Below are 18,634 nucleotides of genomic sequence, written 5' to 3'. Positions count from 1 at the left end.
GTGAAAGAGTGCTCACCAAAAAAATGTTTACGGTGTCTCTTTCTTTCGAGAACAAATTTACACATTATTTGGTTATAAGATTAACTAAAATCGAACATGCGTTCTTTGTAAAAATTAATTACATTCCTCTACTGAAAACAAGGAATTCTATGAATATCAGTATTATTGGTGCCGGCAACATTGGCGGCGGACTTGGAAAGATTTGGGCAGAAAAAGGCCATACCATTACGTACGGGGTGCGTAATCCTTTGACCCCAAAAATTCAAACGATCCTCGAAGAAACAGACCATAAAGCTACTGCAACATTAATAAAACCCGCAGCCGAACAATCCGACATTGTTGTCCTCGCAACTCCTTGGGAAGCGGTCGGTGAAGTAGTATTTCAAATTGTGGATTTAAAAGATAAAATCCTTATCGATTGCACAAATCCGGTTAAACCGAATCCTGAATGGCCGCTCGCGCAGGGTAGTTCTGCCGCTGAAGAGATCGCCAAAAAACTTACCGGCTTTCGCGTGGTAAAAGCATTCAACACGTTAGGAGCGGTAAACTTGTCCGACGTGATATTTGGAAAAGTGCACGCCGATGCGTTTATCTGCGGTGATGATCAGGATGCAAAAAAAATAGTAACTCAGCTTGCCAAAGACATCGGGTTTGATGCCGTTGACGTCGGAGGATTACGCAGCGCAGAAATGCTGGAGTCTCTTGCTAAATTATGGATCACACTCGCCTATCAGCAGGGTATCGGACCGAACATCGCATTCAAGCTTTTGCATAAATGATGAACGAATCTTTCTTCCGCAACCTCTTTCGCCTTGCAGCAATCTATAATATCACCGTCGGAACGGCAGTCGTGTTATTTCCCCAAACTTTCTTCCAACTCTTCAATTTGCCGGAGATAAATTATTCCTATGTCATGAGCGGTTTGGGAATGTTTGTTGGTATTTATGGTTACGGTTTTTACCTGGTTTCACGCGATCTCCGGCGCAATCATCATTTTGCCATACTTGGTCTCGTCGGAAAATCATTCGGGATCGTCGGCTGGGGCTATTACACATATCTCGGAATTATTCCGTTTTCCGCACTATGGACAAACTTTTTCAATGATATTATCTGGATTCCCCCATTTATTGCCTATTTTTTTTGGCGAACAAAAATTTCATCATAACATTACCTTGTAGTTTTTCCGATAAACTTCTACCTTACTCGTAACAATTCCGCATCACACTTTCCCTTTTATGATTGAAAGGAATTCCGCCATGATACTCGATCATCTTTCACGCGCAGAAAAATATTTCAATGTTCACTCCAGTTTTAAGCACGCATTCGATTATATTCAAAAGACCGATCTTCGCGCACTACCGGAAGGACGACACGACATTGAAGGAGACGATCTGTATCTGATTATTGCACACGACCATAATGGAAAAGAACGCAGAAAATTAGAAACTCATAGAAAATATATCGATATCCAGCTTGCTATCGAAGGTGCTTTTCCGCTAGAGTGGCACGATATCGATTCATGCCGGAATGTCGCTGCTGATTACAGTCTCGAAAAAGATGTTGCCTTCTATAATGATCCCCCGCTCTTTACCGTGCAGATCGCATCGGATATGTTTGCTGTTCTTTTTCCAGAAGATGCACATGCACCGCAGCCGCCAATGACTGTTACAAAAAAAGCTATCGTGAAAGTGGCGGTGTGAACAAGTGGAATTTCGATTACAACGATGCCTGCTTCGTCCGTGGAGAATCGGTGATGAACTCTCGCTGGAGAAGCATGCCAACAATCGGAAGATCTGGATCAACGTTCGCGATCATTTTCCTCATCCATATACAAAAGGTGATGCGATGCGTTGGGTACAGCATGCATCGACATCTCTTTCGGAAACTGTCTTTGCAATTACGATTGATGGAAATGCAGTCGGAAGTATCGGTCTTGTGGCGAAAGATGATGTCTATCGCAAATCGATGGAGATTGGATATTGGCTCGGGGAAGAATTTTGGGGACGCGGTATCGTTACTGAGGCGGTAGGAGTCGTTTCGGAATACGGATTTGACAGATTCGATATCGTGAGGTTGTATGCCGATGTCTTTGAATGGAACAATGCATCGGTCCGAGTTCTTGAAAAAAATGGATACACATTTGAAGCTCGCTTAAAGAAAGCCGTCATCAAGGATGGTATGATCGCCGATGCATTGATGTACGCAAAACTAAAATACTAACAATGTCGAACAGAAGATATCTTTATGAAACCATGGAAAACTCTTTCCCGCACCATCATTCTTAATCACAGCAAATGGCTGAAAGTTGAGGATCATACTATCGAACTTCCTGATGGTAAAGTGCTGGAGAATTGGTGCTGGCTTGTCTCGCCGGATTATGTGAATGTTGTTGTACAGGATGAGAATGAAAATTTTGTCTGCTTTCGTCAGACGAAATACGCAGCAAATGGTATTTCCCTTGCACCAGTCGGCGGATATTTGGAACCGAATGAAGACCCGCTGGATTGCGCAAAACGAGAAGTTCGTGAAGAATTAGGATATGAAGCACGACAGTGGATTTCATTGGGCAAATTTCCATGCGACGGCAACCATGGCAATGGTTATGCACATCTCTATCTTGCACGCAGCGCACACCTGGTTGGAGAAATTATTGCCGATGATCTTGAAGAACAAGAGATTGTTATTCTTACCCGGAGTGAAATGATGCGAGCACTTCTTGAAGGTGAGTTTAAAGTTTTGGGATGGTCCGCCGCCGTGGCATTATCCCTTTTTCATGTCTAAATATTTATTTTTGGACCGCAGAATATGTATTCTATTTCGATCGAACATACGGGAAGCTTTTTGTCCTGCAAAATTCAAGGAAAGAACAAAGTCGAACATGTTATTCACTACCTCAATGATGTCCATTGTGCCATGGAAGAACATCACTGCGGCAAAGTGCTGATCGAAGAAAATTTATCCGGACCCGGATTGAACCTGCTCAACATTTATCACGTTATTCGAACAGCAAAAAAAACTGTATTCTCATTGCCGCACGCCATAGCATATGTGGACAGTAATCCCGCTCATGATCATAACAATATGAAGTTTGCTGAAACCGTTGCACGAAACCGCCATATTAACATGCGCTTATTCATCAACATCAAAGATGCGTCGGAATGGCTTGAAGGTATCTTATTATGAAATTCACTCTTGCCTGTTTCCTGCTCTTGTGTTCTTCTTGTTCCGCAATTCATGTTGCTTCGGATTTTACATTTGAAAATCTCTTTACCGGAAGTATTGAGGGTCCTGCATTTGACAGCAATGGAATGTTATACGTTGTAAATTTCCAACGCAACGGAACCATTGGAAAAGTTGCTGCGAATGGCGAGGCCGAATTATTTGTGGAATTGCCTCAAGGAAGTATCGCCAACAGCATCAAGTTTAACTCCAAAGGAGAAATGCTGCTTGCTGATTATCCGATGCACAACGTGTTAAAGGTGGATATGGCAACCAAACTCATCAGTATCTACAGTCATAATGAATTGTTTAACCAGCCAAACGACCTCTGCATCAACTCCAATGACCAGCTTTTTGCTTCAGATCCGCATTGGAAAACCAACAGCGGAAAATTGTGGCGAATTGATTCGGACGGTTCTTCTATTCTATTAGAAGATTCGATGGGAACGACCAATGGAATAGAATTAAGTCCGGATGAAAAAATATTATATGTTAACGAAAGCGTTCAGCGTAACGTGTGGAAATATTCCGTTGACGATTCTGGAAATATTTCAAAAAAGACTCTTTTCCATCATTTTGAAGATTTTGGAATGGATGGAATGAAATGTGATAAGCATGGAAATCTGTATATAACCCGCTATGGAAAAGGAACAATCGCAGTCATTTCGCCTGAAGGATTATTGATTCGCGAGATCCCATTGAAGGGGAAAAATTGCAGTAACCTTGTCTTTGGCGGAAATGGTGGAACAACAGCTTTTGTTACCATGCAGGATCGAAAACTTTTGGAACGGTTTACAAATGATATTCCCGGGAAAGCGTATTAATATGAAACAAGTGTTTCTTGTACTCACTCTGTGTTCTATTGCCACTGCTCAGACGTTTCAAGCGGTGGTTCAAAAATTGGAACAATCACCCGTTGAACAACGCCGGCGGATCATCGAGCAATATTTAAATACAAAACAATTTTCGCCGATTATCGAAAACGATTCCGTGCTTCATATTGTATTGTATGGATTGGCGGATTCAGTTTTTGTGAACGGAAATCTTCAACGCTGGCTTGCACCGGATAGACTCGAACGGATACCATGCGGAACATACTCGTTCTTCTATAGAACATACATCGTCCCATCTGATGCGCGTCTTGATTATCAATTGATCATCAATGGTGTAACGAAACTTGATCCTCAAAATCCGTTGATTTCACCGAGCGGATTTGGTCCGCATTCGGAAATCCGCATGCCAAAATTTATTACTTCTCCCTATCTCGCATTCCGGAATGATATCCCGCATGGTGTGATCGATTCACTCGCGCCACTCATGAAGATTCCATCACCCTTAAACCATTATCTTCCTTCACCACGAGCTATTAAAGTGTATCGTCCTGCCGGATACGATACATTAGCAAACCTTGCCTCGGTATATTTTCACGATGGTTTTGATGCTGTCGATTTTGCCCTTGCAGGAACCTTTATCGATAATCTGATCGACGAAAAAAAAATAGAGCCGCTTATCGCTGTATTCATCCCTTCGGTACAACGTCAGGATGAATATATTGGAAATAAACTGGAACAATTTGTGCGGTACGTAGCCGATGATATTGTTCCTATGATAGACATTCTTTATAAGACTGAACCATCGCCTCTCAAACGAGCGGTGATGGGAATTTCTAATGGGGGACATGTTTCACTGTATATGGCATTACGCCGCCCTGACGTGTTTCTCAATGCGGGTGGACAATCTTCAACAATCACACCATGGTTGGTTGACCTCACAAAAAAGCAATATGACGCACATCGCATCGATCCTCAACTAAAGCTCTATCTTGATTGTGGACGTTATGACATTATTGGGGAAGATCCCTGGTTTGGTAAATTTGAATTTCTTGAATTGAACAGAAATTACAGTAATGTTCTTTCGTCATTCCATATTCCACATTATTTCAAAGAGGTGAACGATGGGCATGAATGGGGAAATTGGCGACAACGAATGCCCGATATGTTGATCTACTTTTTTGGAAAACATCTATGACAAAATTGTCCGAACGAAAGCAACAACTGCTTCACGCTCAACAAAAAGCGGAACAATTGTTCCGTGAGATTGAAACTCGAAGTCTTATCGTCCCCAACAAGTCGGAAAAAATATTAAACGATGAAGTGTATGAACTTGCGTTCGAGCTGTTCAGCATCCGAAAATATTGGCACAAGCGAATTGTTCGTGCCGGAAAGAATACGCTTCTTCCTTATAAAGAAAACCCGCCGGATCTGATCATTCAATCGGACGATATTTTATTTTTTGATTTCGGTCCCGTCTTTGAAGAATGGGAAGCGGATTTTGGACGAACCTATGTGCTTGGAAACAATCTCCAAAAAAAGAAACTCAAACATGATATTGAATCTGCTTGGTATGAGGGGAAAAAATATTATGATGCACATGCATCCGAACTAACAGGTGCGCAATTTTATCATCACATCTCATCTCTTGCCGGACAATATGGATGGGAATTCGGAAACATCCATTGCGGACATTTGATTGGAAATTTTCCTCATGAGCACATCCTCGGAGATGAGGAACACAATTACCTCCATCCAAATAATCACATCAAACTAAGTGAGCTTGATATTCAGGGAAATCCACGCGATTGGATTCTAGAGATCCATTTCATCAATAAGGAACGAACCTTCGGTGGTTTTTTCGAACAATTGTTATCAATTTAGAACACGGATAACACTGATCTCACTGATTTTCGCGGATTATTATTAATCGAAAAAAAAATTTGATGTTTTGTAACTACTCAGCGTTTACGATTTTTTGCCACTAAAACACGAAAACACAAAATTTCACCAACCTTTTTGGGGTAATGGTTCAAATTCTTTTTGTGCACTTTCATGTTTTCGTGGTTAGATGGCATGTTTTTGAATTTCTATGTAATTCTGTTGAATAGTTACCATCTATGAAAATCCGTGTTCTAAAAAAAGTATTGCTTTCATGAAACTTAAATCGTAATATTACGATAAATAAAAATACTTATGGGACTCTCAAAAAAAGAAGAATTTACTGCTAAACAGAATCGCTTAGCGGATTATGCCAAGGCATTAGCACATCCTGCCCGCGTAGCTATCGTTGAATATCTTGCCACTTCCAACTCCTGTATGTGCGGAGATATTGTTGATGTTCTTCCCCTTTCGCAATCGACAGTGTCGCAACATCTGCGCGAGCTAAAAAATGCCGGCCTTGTAAAAGGCGAAATCGAAGGAACGTCGGTCTGTTACTGTCTGGATGAAAAAGGATGGAACGAAATGCAGTCAATGCTCGGAAATTTTCTTGTCTCTATGAAGAAATGCTGTTAAAAAAAATTTAACATTTTAATCGTAATATTACGATATATTTAAGAAAGGATTACACCATGAATGCTACCGAAACCAAAGAACCGTGCTGCGGCACAGACTGCTGCCCTTCTTCCAAAGGAGGAAAATAATATGTCTACCGATCAAGAATTAAAAGAACTCGTCAAAGAAAAATACGGTGAGATCGCTTTGCAATCCAAAGAGCAAAACGAAACATCTTGCTGCGGCAGCACAGGCTGCTGCACAACCAATGCTGATTTTACAGTTATGTCTGAAGACTATTCACATCTCTCCGGCTACGTTGCTGAAGCCGATCTCGGTTTGGGCTGCGGTCTTCCTACAGAATTTGCACAAATGAAACCGGGTGATACAGTTGTTGATCTCGGCTCCGGCGCAGGAAACGACGCGTTCGTCGCGCGATCAATTGTCGGCGAAACCGGACATGTCATCGGCATCGACATGACTGAACCAATGCTGGAAAAAGCGAACAAGAATGTAAAAGCCCTTGGATTCACCAATGTTGAATTTCGTCTCGGCGATATTGAAAACATGCCGATCAAAAATAATACGGCTGATGTTATCGTGAGCAATTGTGTAATGAATCTCGTACCCAACAAACAAAAAGCGTTTGCTGAAACTTTCCGCATCCTCAAATCCGGTGGACACTTCTCAATTTCCGATATTGTTTTGAAAGGTACGCTTCCGGACAATATCCGCTCCGCCGCAACAATGTATGCCGGCTGCGTCTCCGGTGCACAACAAAAGGAAGAGTATCTTCAGACGATAAAATATGCCGGGTTCATTAACATAACCGTGCAAAAGGATCGCGAAATCAATATCCCTAACGACCTTTTAGTGAAATACATTTCGCTGGAAGAAGCACTCGACTATCGAAAAAGCGGCGCCGGCATTTACAGTATCACCGTGTATGCCGAAAAACCATAATTTTGGATAAAGTCATTGCGAGAAATCCCGATGCTGTTTATCGGGATGACGAAGCAATCTATCTATGCACAAGAAGATTGCTTCGCTCATAAAAAACATTCGCTCGCAATGACAACTTATAAAAATAATCTTCAAGGAAAGAATATGTCCAAACGCATTCTTATTCTTTGCACCGGAAATTCCTGTCGGTCACAAATGGCCGAAGGATTTTTGAAATCATTCGATCCTTCGTTGGAAGTTTTTTCAGCTGGGACAAAAGCTGCTCCACGAGTTTCCTCAAACGCTGTTCATGTGATGAGTGAGATTGGAATTGATATCAGCAGTCATTACCCAAAAACAGTTGATCAATTCCTGTCGGAATCATTTGATTATGTTATCACCGTCTGTGGTAATGCAAAAGAGACATGTCCTGTGTTCATCGGCAATGTGAAACACAGAGTCCATATCGGTTTTGATGATCCTGCAGAAGCAACGGGTACGAAAGAAGATATTCTTTTTGTCTTTCGTAGAGTACGTGATGAGATACAAAACGATTTCCGTCATTTCTATCGCGAAACTATTTCGAAGGGATAATTATGAGCACGCTCACCGGAAGACTTTCTTTCTTCGATCGCTTTTTAACTTTATGGATTTTTCTTGTGATGGCATTCGGTGTAACTGCGGGTGCGTTGTTTCCCAGTATCGCGGGATTTTGGGATTCATTAAGCTCCGGCACGACAAATATTCCCATCGCCATCGGATTGGTGTTGATGATGTATCCTCCTCTGGCTAAAGTGAAATATGAAGAACTTCCGATTGTTTTTCAGAACAAAAAAATTCTCCTTTTATCATTACTACAGAACTGGGTGTTCGGCCCGCTGGTGATGTTTCTGTTTGCAATTCTCTTTTTACCAGATAAACCGGATTTGATGATTGGAGTTATTCTTGTTGGATTGGCGCGCTGTATAGCTATGGTGTTGGTATGGAATGATTTGGCAAAAGGGGACGCGGAACTGGCGGCCGGATTAGTGGCCTTCAATGCTATTTTTCAAGTGTTCTTGTATTCAGTCTATGCCTATCTGTTTATTACGCTCCTTCCGCCATTATTTGGTTTTGAAGGAAAAATCGTGGAGATCTCGATAAAAGAAATTGCCATAACAGTCTTAATCTATCTTGGCATTCCGTTCATTGCCGGTATTCTTACACGCATTATCCTGCTCAGATTCAATTCAAAGGAGTGGTATCATAAAACATTTGTACCAAAAATTTCTGTTCTGACTCCTATCGCTCTCCTCTTCACAATCTTTGTCATGTTTTCTCTTAAAGGAGAAAAGATCATCGAACTTCCGCTGGATGTTGTGCGTGTTGCCATTCCGTACATCTTCTATTTTGCCGGAATGTTCTTCATTACCTTTTTTGCGGCCAAAAGAATCGGCGCTTCATACGAAAAAGCGGCAACCGTTTCATTCACGGCCGGAAGCAACGATTTTGAATTGGCAATTGCTGTGGCTGTGGCCGTATTCGGAATCAATTCCGAAGTAGCATTCGCAACAGTAATCGGTCCTTTGGTGGAAGTACCGGTATTGATTATGCTGGTGAATGTATCCCTATTGATCAAAAAAAAATATTTCGATCCTCAACCTGCCTGACTTTAATACGATTGAACTTTTCACCACCACGGTTTCTGTTTCAAACATCAATACATAGAATTAAGTATCTCGGCGTGAAGTGTAAGCCATAGACCGATGATTTTTCTGATACCTGTACAGTTGATTTAAGTTAGGAGATATCATGTCAAAATTAGGTTTAGCTTTAGGGGGCGGTGGCGCGCGAGGATTGGCGCATATCGGTGTCTTAAAAGTCCTTGATGCTGAAGGGATTCGCCCTGCCGCTATCACCGGATGCAGTATGGGTGCTTTGGTAGGAGGTTTGTATGCCTATTTTGGAAACGCCAAACATGTTGAAACTTTTATGTTGCGTACTATTTCCGATCCAAAATTTTTGAATCTTGGAATTGTAAACTTAAACAATAATGGAAAGAAATCAGGAAAAGGATACTTCGATCAATTTTTCGATTATGTGGGAACAAGGCTGCAGGCGATCAATTCATTGAATCGCTTTTCATATTTCGATGAAGAAGTAACTGCTGCGATGTATGAGATGATTCCCGACGTTCAGATTGAACATCTTGATATTCATTTCTCTGCCATTGCTACCGATCTCAACTCTGGAGAAGAGATTAATTTTTCGAAAGGGAGTCTGCGCAATGCAGTCCACGCCAGCTCCGCCATTCCCGGAATCTTCCCACCTGTGAAAATCGGCAAATATTTTCTCGTCGATGGAAGTGCATCGGAAAGCGTCCCTGCAGGGAAAGTTCGGGAAATCGGTGCCGATCGCGTGCTGGCAGTGGATGTAACGCGTTCCCTTAAGATCGTAGAACAGCCGCAGAATATCTTCGACATATTATATAGAACTGAAGATATTACTTCGTTCCACCTTTCTGTGATCCGGTTGCGGGAGGCAGATCTTATCATTCGCCCCAACGTTCGTCAACTTTCCTGGACTGATTTCGACAAGGCCGCGGAAATTATTGCCGCCGGAGAAATAATTGCAAAAGCTAATTTGAGTGAGATCAAAAAACTTGTTGAGCGAAATTCTTATCTGATTGAGTTTGAACATTACCTCAAAAAACTTAAAGGTGATGTCTCATTGTAAAAATATTGTTTTGCTGTTCCAGCCGATGAGATGTACATTGCAGTAAAAACTATTATGAAATACATCCCTCTCCTTCTATCGATATCTTTCATTATTATTGTCACCGATGGTTGCTCCTCATCCAAAGAATTCTCATTTCGCGATATTGAAAATGAAATTGTGTCTGTTCAGCAATGGGGTGGCTCACCGGCCATTGATTCGTTGGCTAAACAACATACCATTACCCACATCACCCTTCATCACCAAGGTGAACCGTTTCCCAAAGGAAAAGATCCAATTCAATATCTGCGCAACCTGCAGAGCTGGTCCCGCAGAGAAAAGAAATGGATCGATATTCCCTACCATTACATCATCGATCTTGATGGGAAAATCTATGAAGGTCGAAATATCAATTACGCAGGCGACACCAATACCGAATACGATCCTGCCGGTCATGCCTTGATCGAGGTTGTCGGAAATTTTGAAGAGGTAGAACCAAACCAGGAGCAATTGGATGCAACCGTGAGAATGATGGCATTTTTATCAAAAACGTACAACGTACCTATCGACTCCATCCGTTCACACAGGGATTACTCATCAAAGACCGTTTGTCCGGGGAAAAATCTCTATTTTTATTTTACAAATAGATATTTTCATGACGAAATTAAGACTAAATTATCAATATTAAGTCAGTAATTTTCGATATAGATTGAAATTGGTGTATACGTAATAATTTTAGTAATTTATATATATTCTTTTTTAGCGAATAAACAGTTGGGATTTGAAAATAAGTCATGATACTTCAAAATTTTGCATATTCAGAATTCAACAAAACTGATCCCAAGTATTGGGAATTAGAAGATTTCAAACTAAATACTATAAACTTAATTGTTGGTAATAATGCTTCTGGTAAAACTAGAACATTAAACGTTATTAAGTCACTAACTAATGTTTTGTTGAACTCGAGAATTCCATATAAGACGGGCACTTATAAAACACATTTTAGCAATCATAAAACCATAATAAATTACAATTTAGTTTTGAACGATGGAATAGTTCAAAATGAAGAACTGATTATTGATGGTGAAAAATTGATTGAGAGAATAAGCGATGGAAGCGGCACAATTAAAAGCATGGAAAACCATCAAATACAAAAATTTAAAATCCCTACAAATGAACTTGTTGCATTAAGAAGGGACGATATACAATATCCTTATTTGAATCTTTTATTTGATTGGGCTTCACAACTTAGACATTTTAGGTTTGCGACAGAAAATGAAAAACAAAGATACGTTGCTCTTGTGGACAGCAATAAATCGAGACCAGAAGATTTTAATTTGAAAGAAGCTGATAAATCCATAGAAGTGTTTAGAAGGGGGAAAAAAAACTATTCGGATGAGTTTATTAACAACATTATTTCTGATTTTAGGATGATAGGTTATAATGTTGATAATGTAGATTTGGGACCTTTGGAAAGTATTCAAGTCGAATCCCCAATACCATCCAAAGTTGTTGGATTACATGTCAAGGAATCTGACAGATCTGGAATAACAGATCAGAACGCTATGTCTGATGGTATGTTTAGAGCTTTATCAATGCTTATTCACTTTAATTACTACCAGCTTGAAAAAAAGAAGGGAACAGTATTAATTGATGACATTGGGGAAGGATTAGATTTTGATCGGTCTACGAAACTGATAAAACTTTTAATAGAAAAATCTAAAAAAATAGGAATACAACTAATAATGTCTACAAACGATAAGTTTGTAATGAATAATACACCTTTAGAGTTTTGGCAAATCACTCACCGAGATGGTGGAATTGTAACAATGTATAACAAGCAAAACTCCGAAAAGATATTTGATGAATTTCGATTTACAGGTTTAAATAATTTTGATTTTTTTACAACTAATTTCTTCAAAACTGGTCTAAATTAATTGAGTATTAAGAAAATCGCATTTTTTGTTGAAGGACTTACAGAACGATTGTTTTTAGAAAAACTATTGACTGAAATATTTGGGGAAAAAAGGGTTGCTGTTAATATTAAAACTATAAAGGGTGGATCTAGTATTCCAATAACAATTTCAACGATTTCATCCAAACAAATAACGGACGAAATTCAATACTATATATTGATTTATGATTGCGGAGGTGACTCTACTATTAAGTCATATATTAAGGATCAAAGAGATAGTCTGCTCAAAAATGGATACTTAAAAATAATTGGATTGAGAGATGTATTTCCAGATTTCAAAAGAACAGAAATTCCAATTTTAAATCGTCTGATGTATTACGGGATTCCCCAGAGTAAATTGCCTATTAAATTTATACTAAGTATTATGGAAATTGAAGCATGGTTTTTAACTGAAGAAAATCACTTTGGTAAAATTCACACTTCTCTAACACCTGAATATATTTTCACAAACCTTGGATTCAATCCCAGAACTGATGATACCACGATTTTTGATGAACCGTCACAAAAACTAAATGATATTTATCATTTAGCAGGTCTGGGCTATAATAAAAGCGAGAGCTCAATAAACAGGACGATAAATTCTATAGATTATGGGAATATTTACTTTAACTCATTCAATAAAAATATATCCTTGAAAGAGTTAATAGATGAGGTTAATTCCATGATTTAATAAGATTGTAAGTATTCGATAATTTTCGTATCTTAGTGCAGTCAATTGAACGTCCCGTACGCAATTCGGGACGTTTTTTATTATACAATTTTGTTCTCACACCAAGGCACAAAGAATAAATATCGATATATTCGTCGTTTTTTCTTTATTCCTTAATGACTTTGTGTGAGATGTTTAGGAAAGCATAATGTTCAAACAAAGCAATATCCGCAATATCGCCATTATCGCACACGTTGACCATGGCAAAACTACGCTGGTCGATCAATTATTACGTCAAACCGGAACGTTTCGCGAAAACCAGCATATGGAAACCCGCGTTATGGATTCCAACGCTCAGGAAAAAGAACGCGGTATCACTATTCTTGCAAAGAATACCTCCGTTTTCTATACCGATAAGACAACGAAAGAAAAATATAAGATCAATATTGTCGACACTCCTGGTCACTCGGACTTTGCCGGTGAAGTAGAACGTACACTAAAGATGGTGGACGGCGTGTTGCTGTTGGTGGACGCTTCCGAAGGACCGCTCCCCGGAACAAAATTTGTTCTCAAAAAATCTTTGGATCTGCATCTTCAGCCAATCGTCGTTATCAATAAGATCGATCGTAAGGATGCCCGCGCCCATGAAGTATTGGATGAGGTGTTCGAACTTTTCTTATCACTCGGTGCGAACGATCAGCAATTAGATTTTCCGACCATCTACGCAATTTCCAAACAGGGAATTGCACAGCTTGAGCTGGAAGATAAAGGAACCTCGCTCGAACCATTGTTCGATGCGATCGTGTCAAAGATTCCCCCGCCCACCGGCGATATCAACGCTCCGTTCCAGATGCTTGTAACAACGATTGACTATAACGATTATCTCGGTCGTCTTGGCATCGGAAAAGTACATCGCGGCGCAATCCACATTAAGAACCAGATGAAGATTATTCACCGGAACGGTGTAACGGAAGATGCGCGCGTAGCGAAAATGTATACGTTCGAAGGTTTGAAGCGCATTGAAATAGAAGAATCAAGCGTCGGTGACATTATTGCGATCTCGGGTATGGAAGATGTCGATATCGGCGAAACGATTGTTGATGCCGCTGATCCGACTCCGCTTCCGTTCGTTGCAATCGAAGAACCGACACTGACGATGAACTTTGTGGTGAACAACTCACCATTCGCCGGCCAGGACGGAAAATATGTCACAACAAGAAATCTGCAAGAACGATTGATGAAAGAACTTCGTTCGAATGTCAGTCTGCAGGTAGAACTTACCGATACTCCGGATGTGTTCAAAGTGAGCGGACGAGGCGAATTGCATCTTGGCGTGTTGATTGAGAATATGCGCCGCGAAGGATTTGAATTGCAGGTTTCCCGTCCGCAAGTGATCTACAAACGAATCGATGATGTTCTCTGTGAACCGATCGAGCATGTGATTATCGACGTGCCGGATGAATTCACCGGAACAGTCATTGAAAATCTTGGCAAACGCAAAGGGGAGATGAAGAATATGATCTCCTCCAACGGCAATACCCGTTTGGAGTTTTTCGTTCCAGCGCGAGGTTTAATCGGTTTCCGAAATGAATTCATGACACAGACAAAAGGAACCGGCATTCTGCATCATAATTTTCATGGCTACGAACCGTTTAAAGGAGAATTGTCTCACCGTACGCGCGGAGCGTTAGTTTCGCTTGAAACAGGTGAATCGGTTGCATATGGAATGTTCAAACTTCAGGATCGTTCGACATTCTTCATCAACCCACAGACAAAAGTATATTCCGGGATGATCGTAGGCGAAAATTCGCGCGAAGGGGATATGACGGTAAACGTCTGCAAAGCAAAACAGTTGACGAACATGCGTGCGTCCGGAACAGATGAATCAGTACGGCTGGAACCACCGCTTCTGATGACACTGGAACAGGCGATTGAATGGATCGGCGATGATGAATATGTTGAAGTCACACCGAATTTCATTCGACTACGCAAAAAAATTCTCGATCAAAACGAGCGCAACCGCGCTTCGAAGAAAAAAGCAGTGATTGAAGAGTAAGGTAAATTACTATTGCAGTAACAAAAAATCCCGCTTGAAGCGGGATTTTTTTTCAATCTTAAGAATGTCAACTATACCATCGGCTCCTGCTGACTAATACAATGCAGCGTCCCTAATCCCCACACAAGATCAACGCAATCGATACCGATCACTGATCGATCCGGAAATTGTTTCTGAATGATGTTAAGCGCTTTCAAATCGTTGGGATGATTGAAGACAGGAACAATGACGAATCCATTGCCGATAAGGAAGTTTGCATAGCTTGCGGGCAAACGCTGCCCGTCGTATGCAACAAATCCTGGCATTGGTAACTCAACAATGTTGAACGGATTATTATCCTGATCAGTCAGTGTGTGAAGCAGTTTAAGATTTTCTTGAAGTATTTCATAATTCTCATCCTGCGGATCTTCCTCAACGCAGGTAACAATCGTTGTCGGGTTGACAAAACGGGAAAGATCGTCGATATGCCCGTCCGTATCGTCTCCCACAATACCGTCATTCAGCCAGAGAATCTTTTCTTGTCCGTAATATTCTTTTAAATATGTCTCAATCTGTTCCTGATGAAGATTCGGATTGCGATTTTCATTCAGAAGGCATGCTTTGGTTGTGAGAAGGCATCCTTTTCCATTCACTTCTATGGAGCCACCTTCCATCACAATTCCCGGATAAAATACCGGAACATTGTACTGTTCTGCAATTTTCGTCGGCACAACATCATCCAAATCGAACGGCGGATACTTCCCTCCCCATGCATTATATCCCCAGTCAACAATCGCAAGTTTATCCTTAGCGTGTGGATTGACAACAAACGCAGGACCATGATCTCTGCACCACGCATCATTGGTGGGAATACGATAGAGCGTAAATCGATCCTCGGCAACTCCAGAAAGAATCAATCGAGACTTCACATCGTGGAACATCTCATCGTCTTTGACATTGATGTTTACATGCTGAAATCGTGCGATGGTCTTAACAATATTGGTGTAGATATACGGAACAGGTTCGAACTTCTCCGGCCACGATTCTAATTTATGCGCCCATGACAGCCACGTTGCTTTTTGTGGTTCCCATTCGGCAGGAAAACGGTATCCTAATTGTTTTGGTGTCTTCTTTTCAATGATCATTTATCAAAAATCAATTACCATATATTATGTCTTGTTAATTCGAGTTGTTTTTAATATTGCGAAGAGAATTTTTGAAAAGGCGAACGATTTTTTTGCCAAGACATTATCTTTCCGATCCATGGTTATTGATTATTGTTCATTGGCTTTAATCAATGAATCGTTTTGTCATATCGGAGTAGGCGTCAATCCTTCTGTCGCGAAGGAACGGCCAATGGATTCGGGTGGTATTAGATCGTCCGAGATCGATCGCAACAACATTTACTTCTTCCTTATCGTGGGATGCTTTGAAGAGAATCTCTCCCTGATTTCCGGCAACAAACGAACCGCCCCAAAATGTTTGATTCCCTTCGTGTCCCACACGGTTTACAGATACAACCGGAATACCGTTTGCCACAGCGTGCGAACGTTGAATTGTTTCCCACGCATCGTGTTGGATTTTGTTCACCTTTGGATCCTCTCCGTCAGCCCATCCAATAGCAGTAGGATAGAAAAGAATTTCTGCTCCGGACAGTGCCGTCAATCGCGCCGCTTCGGGATACCACTGATCCCAGCAAATGAGCACACCGAGTTTACCAAATTTTGTCGCAAATGATTTAAATCCGAGATCGCCGGGAGTAAAATAAAATTTTTCGTAGTATGCCGGATCGTCGGGGATATGCATCTTGCGATATTTCCCAAGATACGTTCCATCGGCGTCAATCACAGCGGTTGTGTTGTGATAGATTCCTTCCGCCCGACGTTCAAACAATGATGCAATAATCACTACTCCCAATTCTTTCGCGATTGGCTGTAGCATCTCTGTTGATTTGCCCGGGATTGCTTCGGCAAGTTTGAACGGCGCATAATCTTCCTTGTCGCAAAAGTAGAGTGAAGTAAATAATTCCTGCAGACAGACAATGTTCGCCCCTTTTGATGCGGCAGTACGGATTCCGCTGAGTGCTTTTGCCATATTTGACTCTGTGTCGCTGGAACAGCTTGTTTGCACAAGTCCGATATTGACAATACGGTCGATACTCATAACTATTTTTTCTGTTTTGAATGGCTACGATGAAATTTTTGAATGATGGATCCTAACGTTTCCTTTAAAATGGGTTTGCCAACGTTGAGATCCGCCTTACTGTTCGGAAGTTTCAGTTTATCATGATATCCTGAAATGAGAACACAATAAACATCAGGGTAACGCTCTTTTACGATCTCAATAATTTTTGATCCGTCTAAACCGGGAAGCACAAGATCGCATAACAGAATGTCAATTGTTTCATTTTTGAGAACTTCCAATGCCCCATGCTCATTTACGGCAAGAAATACACGGTGATCATCCAACAGCAGTGTTTGCTTAAAAAAGAGTGAAAGCGGTATGTCGTCATCAACAACTAAAAATGTCAATTGTTTCTTTTGTACGGTCATAAACGTTTACGCCTTACCAAAACAAATGCTTGCATTCGTTCCGCCAAATCCAAATCCATTGGAAAGAGCGTACCGTATTTCTTTTTTTCGCGCAACATTCGGCACATAATCTAAATCGCATGCCGAATCGGGGTTATCCAGATTGATCGTTGGCGGAATGATTCCTTCTTTCAATGCAAGGATCGTGAGCACCGCTTCTACTGCTCCCGCTCCGCCAAGGAGATGTCCGTGCATGGATTTTGTAGAGCTCACCATTATTTTTTTAGCATATTCTCCAAACAATCCTTTTACCGCTTTCGTCTCAGCAATGTCGCCAAGCCCGGTTGATGTACCGTGAGCATTGACATAATCGATATCTTCCGGTTTAAGGCCAGCGTGTTGTACGGCTAATTTCATCGCCCGCATTGCACCGTTGCCATCTTCAGGAGGAGCGGTGAAATGGAATGCATCGGCAGTCATTCCGATCCCGAGAATTCTTCCGTAGATTTTTGCGCCACGCCTTTTTGCATGTTCTTCTTCTTCAATCACAAATGCACCCGAACCTTCACCAAGAACAAATCCGTCTCTATCCTTATCAAAAGGCCTTGAAGCCCGCTGTGGTTCATCATTCCGTTTACTCATGGCTCGTGAAGCACAGAATCCCGCAATACCAATCTCCGTAATGGGAGCTTCCGCACCGCCGACAATCATCATATCTGCTTCGTCCCGTTGAATTGCATAATACCCGTCTGCAATGGCATGATTACTGGTGGCACACGCGGAAACAACACTATAATTAATTCCTTTTGCTCCAAGACGAATCGCTAAAAGGCCGGAAATCATATTGATGATAACCGATGGTATAAAAAAAGGCGAGACTTGTTTCGGTCCCCCTTTATCAAGATTTACCGACGTGTGACTAATGCCGATCAATCCACCTACGCCGGATCCCATAATAATGCCGACTCGTTCAGCATTTTCCGGAGTGATGACAAAATCGGAATCGGCGACCGCATCGAGCGCTGCTCCAATGCCATATTGCACGCAAAGATCCCACCGGCTCACTTCTTTTGCTTCAAAATATTTCTTCGGATCGAAACCTTTTACTTCTGCAGCAATTTGAGTGACAAATTGCTCTTTTGCAAATCGTGTAATGTAACCGACGCTGGATTTTCCTGCAATGGCATTTTGCCACGACTCTTGAACGGAAAGGCCTAACGGGGAGATCAAACCCATTCCTGTAATGACAACATTTCGCATAAA

At 41.2% G+C, this 18,634-nt stretch carries 22 protein-coding genes; 18 read left to right on the top strand and 4 right to left on the bottom strand.

Annotated elements, in window-relative coordinates; genetic code table 11:
* Positions 1 to 149: 149 nt before the first annotated feature.
* The 18 genes from WDA22_12640 (at position 150) to typA (ending at position 14,861) form a co-directional block, all read left to right on the top strand.
* The gene (locus WDA22_12640; protein MFA5834315.1) at positions 150 to 779 is read left to right on the top strand and encodes an NADPH-dependent F420 reductase; all 630 of its coding nucleotides are present in this window, start codon (positions 150 to 152) and stop codon (positions 777 to 779) included.
* Positions 779 to 1,165, top strand: a complete 387-nt coding sequence (locus WDA22_12635; GenBank protein MFA5834314.1) for an alkyl hydroperoxide reductase — start codon at positions 779 to 781, stop codon at positions 1,163 to 1,165. The genes WDA22_12640 and WDA22_12635 overlap by 1 nt, the downstream gene beginning before the upstream one ends.
* A 91-nt stretch (positions 1,166 to 1,256) precedes the next feature.
* Positions 1,257 to 1,700, top strand: coding sequence for a YhcH/YjgK/YiaL family protein (locus tag WDA22_12630; protein ID MFA5834313.1), 444 nt, complete (start codon positions 1,257 to 1,259; stop codon positions 1,698 to 1,700).
* A gap of 4 nt (positions 1,701 to 1,704) precedes the next feature.
* Entirely contained in the window at positions 1,705 to 2,220 is a 516-nt protein-coding gene (locus WDA22_12625; protein ID MFA5834312.1) for a GNAT family N-acetyltransferase, read from the top strand.
* Between the two features lie 24 nt (positions 2,221 to 2,244).
* Positions 2,245 to 2,781: an NUDIX hydrolase gene (locus WDA22_12620; GenBank protein ID MFA5834311.1), complete on the top strand. Its 537-nt coding sequence runs from the start codon at positions 2,245 to 2,247 to the stop codon at positions 2,779 to 2,781.
* A gap of 60 nt (positions 2,782 to 2,841) precedes the next feature.
* On the top strand, positions 2,842 to 3,183 hold the full coding sequence (locus WDA22_12615) for a hypothetical protein (protein ID MFA5834310.1): 342 nt from the start codon (positions 2,842 to 2,844) through the stop codon (positions 3,181 to 3,183).
* On the top strand, positions 3,180 to 4,043 hold the full coding sequence (locus WDA22_12610; protein ID MFA5834309.1) for an SMP-30/gluconolactonase/LRE family protein: 864 nt from the start codon (positions 3,180 to 3,182) through the stop codon (positions 4,041 to 4,043). Before WDA22_12615 ends, WDA22_12610 begins: the two co-directional genes overlap by 4 nt.
* Position 4,044: 1 nt before the next feature.
* A complete protein-coding gene (locus WDA22_12605) occupies positions 4,045 to 5,247 on the top strand; it encodes an alpha/beta hydrolase-fold protein (GenBank protein ID MFA5834308.1) in 1,203 nt (400 codons plus the stop codon).
* The gene (locus WDA22_12600) at positions 5,244 to 5,933 is read left to right on the top strand and encodes a M24 family metallopeptidase (protein ID MFA5834307.1); all 690 of its coding nucleotides are present in this window, start codon (positions 5,244 to 5,246) and stop codon (positions 5,931 to 5,933) included. Before WDA22_12605 ends, WDA22_12600 begins: the two co-directional genes overlap by 4 nt.
* 312 nt (positions 5,934 to 6,245) lie before the next feature.
* On the top strand, positions 6,246 to 6,566 hold the full coding sequence (locus tag WDA22_12595) for a metalloregulator ArsR/SmtB family transcription factor (protein MFA5834306.1): 321 nt from the start codon (positions 6,246 to 6,248) through the stop codon (positions 6,564 to 6,566).
* A gap of 129 nt (positions 6,567 to 6,695) precedes the next feature.
* The gene (locus WDA22_12590) at positions 6,696 to 7,508 is read left to right on the top strand and encodes an arsenite methyltransferase (GenBank protein ID MFA5834305.1); all 813 of its coding nucleotides are present in this window, start codon (positions 6,696 to 6,698) and stop codon (positions 7,506 to 7,508) included.
* A 144-nt stretch (positions 7,509 to 7,652) separates the two neighbouring features.
* Complete coding sequence (locus WDA22_12585; protein ID MFA5834304.1) at positions 7,653 to 8,081, top strand: arsenate reductase ArsC; 429 nt, start codon at positions 7,653 to 7,655, stop codon at positions 8,079 to 8,081.
* A gap of 2 nt (positions 8,082 to 8,083) precedes the next feature.
* Positions 8,084 to 9,136 (top strand): ACR3 family arsenite efflux transporter, encoded by a 1,053-nt coding sequence (gene arsB, locus WDA22_12580; protein MFA5834303.1) that lies wholly within the window; start codon positions 8,084 to 8,086, stop codon positions 9,134 to 9,136.
* 142 nt (positions 9,137 to 9,278) lie between these two features.
* Complete coding sequence (locus WDA22_12575; GenBank protein ID MFA5834302.1) at positions 9,279 to 10,202, top strand: patatin-like phospholipase family protein; 924 nt, start codon at positions 9,279 to 9,281, stop codon at positions 10,200 to 10,202.
* A gap of 54 nt (positions 10,203 to 10,256) precedes the next feature.
* The gene (locus WDA22_12570; protein ID MFA5834301.1) at positions 10,257 to 10,877 is read left to right on the top strand and encodes a peptidoglycan recognition family protein; all 621 of its coding nucleotides are present in this window, start codon (positions 10,257 to 10,259) and stop codon (positions 10,875 to 10,877) included.
* A gap of 98 nt (positions 10,878 to 10,975) precedes the next feature.
* Positions 10,976 to 12,118, top strand: a complete 1,143-nt coding sequence (locus WDA22_12565) for an ATP-binding protein (GenBank protein MFA5834300.1) — start codon at positions 10,976 to 10,978, stop codon at positions 12,116 to 12,118.
* Positions 12,119 to 12,826, top strand: a complete 708-nt coding sequence (locus tag WDA22_12560) for a hypothetical protein (protein ID MFA5834299.1) — start codon at positions 12,119 to 12,121, stop codon at positions 12,824 to 12,826.
* A gap of 187 nt (positions 12,827 to 13,013) precedes the next feature.
* Positions 13,014 to 14,861, top strand: coding sequence for a translational GTPase TypA (gene typA / locus WDA22_12555; GenBank protein MFA5834298.1), 1,848 nt, complete (start codon positions 13,014 to 13,016; stop codon positions 14,859 to 14,861).
* Between the two features lie 71 nt (positions 14,862 to 14,932).
* Here typA and WDA22_12550 read toward each other — a convergent pair whose 3' ends face one another.
* From WDA22_12550 to fabF, 4 genes are all read right to left on the bottom strand, one after another.
* The gene (locus WDA22_12550) at positions 14,933 to 15,985 is read right to left on the bottom strand and encodes an agmatine deiminase family protein (GenBank protein ID MFA5834297.1); all 1,053 of its coding nucleotides are present in this window, start codon (positions 15,983 to 15,985) and stop codon (positions 14,933 to 14,935) included.
* 145 nt (positions 15,986 to 16,130) lie between these two features.
* Positions 16,131 to 17,003, bottom strand: coding sequence for a carbon-nitrogen hydrolase (locus tag WDA22_12545; protein MFA5834296.1), 873 nt, complete (start codon positions 17,001 to 17,003; stop codon positions 16,131 to 16,133).
* A 2-nt stretch (positions 17,004 to 17,005) separates the two neighbouring features.
* Positions 17,006 to 17,392 carry a response regulator gene (locus tag WDA22_12540; GenBank protein MFA5834295.1) on the bottom strand — a complete coding sequence of 129 codons (387 nt, stop codon included), beginning with the start codon at positions 17,390 to 17,392 and terminating at the stop codon, positions 17,006 to 17,008.
* Positions 17,393 to 17,398: 6 nt separating this feature from the next.
* Positions 17,399 to 18,631 (bottom strand): beta-ketoacyl-ACP synthase II, encoded by a 1,233-nt coding sequence (fabF, locus tag WDA22_12535; protein ID MFA5834294.1) that lies wholly within the window; start codon positions 18,629 to 18,631, stop codon positions 17,399 to 17,401.
* Positions 18,632 to 18,634 lie beyond the last annotated feature (3 nt).

This window comes from Bacteroidota bacterium, assembly GCA_041658205.1.
Classification (GTDB): Bacteria; Bacteroidota; Ignavibacteria; order UBA10030; family UBA8401; genus UBA8401.
The sequence above is the reverse complement of the archived record's forward strand: the minus strand, read 5'-3'. Positions and strand labels throughout refer to the sequence as shown.

Excerpts from the sequence above, each read along its gene's own strand:
- WDA22_12630 (MFA5834313.1), top strand. The coding sequence starts at position 1,257 with ATGATACTCGATCATCTTTCACGCGCAGAAAAATATTTCAATGTTCAC.
- arsB (MFA5834303.1), top strand. The coding sequence starts at position 8,084 with ATGAGCACGCTCACCGGAAGACTTTCTTTCTTCGATCGCTTTTTAACT.
- WDA22_12595 (MFA5834306.1), top strand. The coding sequence starts at position 6,246 with ATGGGACTCTCAAAAAAAGAAGAATTTACTGCTAAACAGAATCGCTTA.
- WDA22_12610 (MFA5834309.1), top strand. The coding sequence starts at position 3,180 with ATGAAATTCACTCTTGCCTGTTTCCTGCTCTTGTGTTCTTCTTGTTCC.
- WDA22_12620 (MFA5834311.1), top strand. The coding sequence starts at position 2,245 with ATGAAACCATGGAAAACTCTTTCCCGCACCATCATTCTTAATCACAGC.
- WDA22_12575 (MFA5834302.1), top strand. The coding sequence starts at position 9,279 with ATGTCAAAATTAGGTTTAGCTTTAGGGGGCGGTGGCGCGCGAGGATTG.
- WDA22_12565 (MFA5834300.1), top strand. The coding sequence starts at position 10,976 with ATGATACTTCAAAATTTTGCATATTCAGAATTCAACAAAACTGATCCC.
- typA (MFA5834298.1), top strand. The coding sequence starts at position 13,014 with ATGTTCAAACAAAGCAATATCCGCAATATCGCCATTATCGCACACGTT.
- WDA22_12605 (MFA5834308.1), top strand. The coding sequence starts at position 4,045 with ATGAAACAAGTGTTTCTTGTACTCACTCTGTGTTCTATTGCCACTGCT.
- WDA22_12635 (MFA5834314.1), top strand. The coding sequence starts at position 779 with ATGAACGAATCTTTCTTCCGCAACCTCTTTCGCCTTGCAGCAATCTAT.
- WDA22_12550 (MFA5834297.1), bottom strand. The coding sequence starts at position 15,985 with ATGATCATTGAAAAGAAGACACCAAAACAATTAGGATACCGTTTTCCT.
- fabF (MFA5834294.1), bottom strand. The coding sequence starts at position 18,631 with ATGCGAAATGTTGTCATTACAGGAATGGGTTTGATCTCCCCGTTAGGC.
- WDA22_12570 (MFA5834301.1), top strand. The coding sequence starts at position 10,257 with ATGAAATACATCCCTCTCCTTCTATCGATATCTTTCATTATTATTGTC.
- WDA22_12540 (MFA5834295.1), bottom strand. The coding sequence starts at position 17,392 with ATGACCGTACAAAAGAAACAATTGACATTTTTAGTTGTTGATGACGAC.
- WDA22_12600 (MFA5834307.1), top strand. The coding sequence starts at position 5,244 with ATGACAAAATTGTCCGAACGAAAGCAACAACTGCTTCACGCTCAACAA.
- WDA22_12545 (MFA5834296.1), bottom strand. The coding sequence starts at position 17,003 with ATGAGTATCGACCGTATTGTCAATATCGGACTTGTGCAAACAAGCTGT.
- WDA22_12590 (MFA5834305.1), top strand. The coding sequence starts at position 6,696 with ATGTCTACCGATCAAGAATTAAAAGAACTCGTCAAAGAAAAATACGGT.
- WDA22_12585 (MFA5834304.1), top strand. The coding sequence starts at position 7,653 with ATGTCCAAACGCATTCTTATTCTTTGCACCGGAAATTCCTGTCGGTCA.
- WDA22_12640 (MFA5834315.1), top strand. The coding sequence starts at position 150 with ATGAATATCAGTATTATTGGTGCCGGCAACATTGGCGGCGGACTTGGA.